The following is a 3716-nucleotide window of genomic DNA, read 5'->3' as shown; positions in this document are numbered from 1 at the left end:
AGATTGTATAAGAGACAGCCCCCCGCCCACCGCCTCCGGCCTTCACTCCTCCGGCCCTCCGCCTCCGGCCATCGCCCCGGCGCGGGAGGGCCGGTTCTCGTGACCCCTACGGGTTTCCCCGGGCGCCGTCGGCCCGTGTCATCCCGAAGCAGTCGCCGTGTCATCCCGTAGCAGTACGTGGAGTTGAGCCCCGAGTCTGACGATTCCCTCCGGCCGATTTGGTCAGATGGGTATCACCACTCCTCACCGATTCGGGTGAGAATGGCGGCTCTAAGTGGACGCCGCCGCCGACGACGGAGGTAAGGCACACATGGCACCGTACGAATCCGACGACAGCGCCCGCGCCGGTGACGCGGCCGTGCTCGCGGCCGAGGCCGAGGAGGTGCGTTCGGCGCGACGCCGCAAGGCCGCGCGGTACGTCGTCCCGGCCACCGTGCTGGGCGTGGCGGCGGCGACCATCGGTCTCGTCCCGGCCTTCGCCGGGTCCGGCGACCCCGATCTGCCGAAGATCAGCGCGCAGGAACTCATCGAGAAGATCGCCGCCTCGGACGTACAGCGCGTGTCCGGCACGGTGAAGATCACCACGGATCTCGGCCTGCCCGACCTGGGCGGTCTCGCCGACAGCCTGGTGGCGCAGGGCGCCTCCGGCGGCGACGGCTCCTCCGCCGACCCGTCCTCCAAGCTGCTCGAACTCGCCTCCGGCACCCACACGTTGCGGATCGCCGCCGACGGCCCGGACAAGCAGAAGCTGTCCCTGCTGGACAAGACCTCGGAGTACAGCCTCATCCACAACGGCGACGAGGTGTGGGCGTACGACAGCGCCTCGAACGAGGTGTACCACGCGACCGGCGCCGGCGAGGAGGGCAAGGGCGGCAAGGGCCGTGAGGACGTTCCCGAGGACGTGCCCACCACGCCGCAGCAGCTGGCCGAGGAGGCCCTGAAGGCCGTCGACGACACCACGTCCGTGACTGTCGACGGGACCGCGCAGGTCGCCGGGCGCGACGCGTACAAGCTGGTGATCGCGCCCAAGCAGTCCGGTTCGACGATCGGCGCGATCTCCATCGCCGTCGACGCGAAGACGGGGCTGCCGCTGAAGTTCACGCTGACCCCGGCGAGCGGTGGCTCGGCCGTCGTGGACGCCGGCTTCACCCAGGTCGACTTCGGCAAGCCGAGCGCCTCCACCTTCGACTTCACCCCGCCGAAGGGTGCGAAGGTCACCGAGGCCGACGAGATGGAGGAGTCCGGCCACCACGACAACAAGGTCGACGGGCTCGGCGAGGACTTCGAGAAGGAGTTCGGGAAGGACTTCGGGAAGGACTTCGAGAAGGAGTTCGGCGAGGACGCGGACCGCAAGGGGGCCGGGGGCGCCGAGGACGACTTCGCGAGCGGACTCGACGGACTGAAGACCATCGGCAAGGGCTGGAGCGCCATCGCCGTGATCGACAGCGGGGCCGAGGGCGGCATGCCCACCGGTGGCTCCGAGTCGTCCGGTGACAGCCGCGTCGACGGGTTCCTGAACTCCCTCGGCGACCAGGTCAAGGGCGACTTCGGCTCCGGCACGGTCTTCAAGACCCGCCTGATCAACGTCCTGTTCACCGATGACGGCAAGGTGTACGCGGGCGCCGTCACCAAGGACGCGCTGGTGAAGGCGGCCGACGCCGCCAAGTAGGCCCGTGCGCCGTACGCCGTATGCCCGAACGGGTGTACGGCCGTACGGCGTACGCCTGTACGTGAATGAGGGAGCCATGCAGGAACAGTCCGCCGCGGACACGGACGCGGGCGGGAGGACGGCCACCGGTGCGGCGGTGATCTCCACCCGTGCGCTCACCAAGCGCTACCGAGGCGGGCAACTCGCCGTGGACGGCCTCGACCTGACCGTCCCGGCGGGCAGCGTCTTCGGCTTCCTCGGCCCCAACGGCTCCGGCAAGACCACCACCATCCGTATGCTCATGGGCCTGATCGAGCCGACCTCCGGCACCGCCGAGGTCCTCGGCAGGCCCATGCCGCGTGCCGCCCGGACCGTACTGCCCGAGGTCGGCACCCTCATCGAAGGGCCCGCGCTGTACGGGTTCCTCTCCGGCCGCGACAACCTCCTCCGGTACGACGCAGCCGACCCGACCGCCGACCCCCGCACCCGGCGCGCACGCGTCGGGGCCGCCCTGGACCGGGTCGGGCTCACGGCCGCCGCCGGCAAGAAGGCGAAGGCGTACTCGCTGGGCATGAAACAGCGGCTGGGCCTCGCCGCGGCGCTGCTGCGACCGCGCCGCCTCCTCGTCCTCGACGAGCCGACCAACGGGCTCGACCCGCAGGGCATGCGGGAGATCCGCGCCCTGGTCCGCGAGTTGGCGTCGGACGGCACCACCGTCTTCCTCTCCTCACACCTGCTCGACGAGATCGAGCAGGTGTGCACGCACGCCGCTGTCATGGCGCAGGGCCGGCTGATCACCCAAGGCCCGGTCGCCGAACTGGCCGCCGGGGCACGGGGACGGCTCGTCGTCACCACGCCCGACCCGGCGGACGCCGCCCGGGTGCTCAAGGAGCAGGGGGTCGGCGACGTCGTGGTGACGGAGGACCGGGTGACCGGGGAACCACCGGACCGCGACCTCGCCGAACTGAACGCGGCGCTGGTCACCGCGGGCGTCCGCGTCCGCGGCTTCGGCGTCGAACGCGCCTCCCTGGAGGACGCGTTCGTGGCACTGACGGGGGAGGGCTTCGATGTCGCGGGTTGAGCAGGGTGGCACCACTGCCGACGGGGCCACCGCTTCTGACGCGGCCACGACTTCCGACACAGCCACCGCGTCCTGTGCGGGTGCCGGGGCGGGCAGGGCGCCGAGCCTGCTGTGGACGTTCGGACTGTTCCGCAGTGAGCTGGTCACCACCTTCCGGCGGTGGCGGACGCTCGCGCTGCTCGCCGTGCTCGCGGCCGTGCCGGTCCTCGTCGGGATCGCCGTGAAGATCGAGACCGGCGACGGGTCGTCGATGGGCGGAGGTCCGGGCGGCGGGGGCGGTGGCGGCGAGGGCCCGGCGTTCATCGCACAGATCACCAACAACGGGCTGTTCCTGGTGTTCACGGCGCTGGCCGCGACGCTCCCCTTCTTCCTGCCGATGGCGGTCGGCGTCGTCGCGGGCGACGCGATCGCCGGTGAGGCGGGCGGGGGCACCCTCCGCTATCTGCTGGTCGCGCCCGCCGGCCGCACCCGGCTGCTGCTCACCAAGTACGCCACGGTGATGACGTTCTGCCTGGTCGCGACCCTGGTCGTGGCGGCCTCCGCACTGGCCGTGGGGGCGCTGCTGTTCCCTCTCGGCGAGGTGACGACGATCTCCGGGACACGCGTCAGCTTCGGCGAGGGACTCTTCCGGGCGCTGCTGATCGCGTTGGCGGTGGCCGCGTCACTGATCGGGATCGCCGCGCTGGGACTCTTCGTCTCGACCCTCACGAACAGCGGCATCGCCGCGATGGCGACCACGGTCGGACTGCTCATCACCGTCCAGATCCTCGACCAGATCCCCCAACTCGACGCCCTCCACCCCTACTTCTTCTCCCACTACTGGCTGTCCTTCGCCGACCTCATGCGCGAGCCGGTCTACTGGGACGAACTCCAACGCAACCTCGGCCTCCAGGCCCTGTACGCGGCGGTGTTCGGCTCGGCGGCCTGGGCACGGTTCACGAGCCGCGACATCACGACGTAGCGGCTCCGCCGGAGCCGGGGCCGGGG

General features: G+C 71.0%; 3 protein-coding genes. All 3 read left to right on the top strand.

Features of this window, described 5'->3' with window-relative positions; genetic code table 11:
* The first annotated feature begins 310 nt into the window (after positions 1-310).
* The 3 genes from AOK23_RS41420 to AOK23_RS41410 all read left to right on the top strand — a co-directional run bounded on the left by AOK23_RS41420 (position 311) and on the right by AOK23_RS41410 (position 3690).
* Positions 311-1669: a LolA family protein gene (locus AOK23_RS41420; protein WP_055717559.1), complete on the top strand. Its 1359-nt coding sequence runs from the start codon at positions 311-313 to the stop codon at positions 1667-1669.
* Positions 1670-1745: 76 nt separating this feature from the next.
* The gene (locus tag AOK23_RS41415; protein WP_055717558.1) at positions 1746-2729 is read left to right on the top strand and encodes an ABC transporter ATP-binding protein; all 984 of its coding nucleotides are present in this window, start codon (positions 1746-1748) and stop codon (positions 2727-2729) included.
* Positions 2716-3690, top strand: coding sequence for an ABC transporter permease (locus AOK23_RS41410; RefSeq protein ID WP_055717557.1), 975 nt, complete (start codon positions 2716-2718; stop codon positions 3688-3690). The genes AOK23_RS41415 and AOK23_RS41410 overlap by 14 nt, the downstream gene beginning before the upstream one ends.
* The last annotated feature ends 26 nt before the right edge of the window (positions 3691-3716 follow it).

The organism is Streptomyces torulosus, assembly GCF_001419765.1.
GTDB lineage: Bacteria > Actinomycetota > Actinomycetes > Streptomycetales > Streptomycetaceae > Streptomyces > Streptomyces torulosus.
This window is presented reverse-complemented; position numbering and strand designations above follow the sequence as displayed.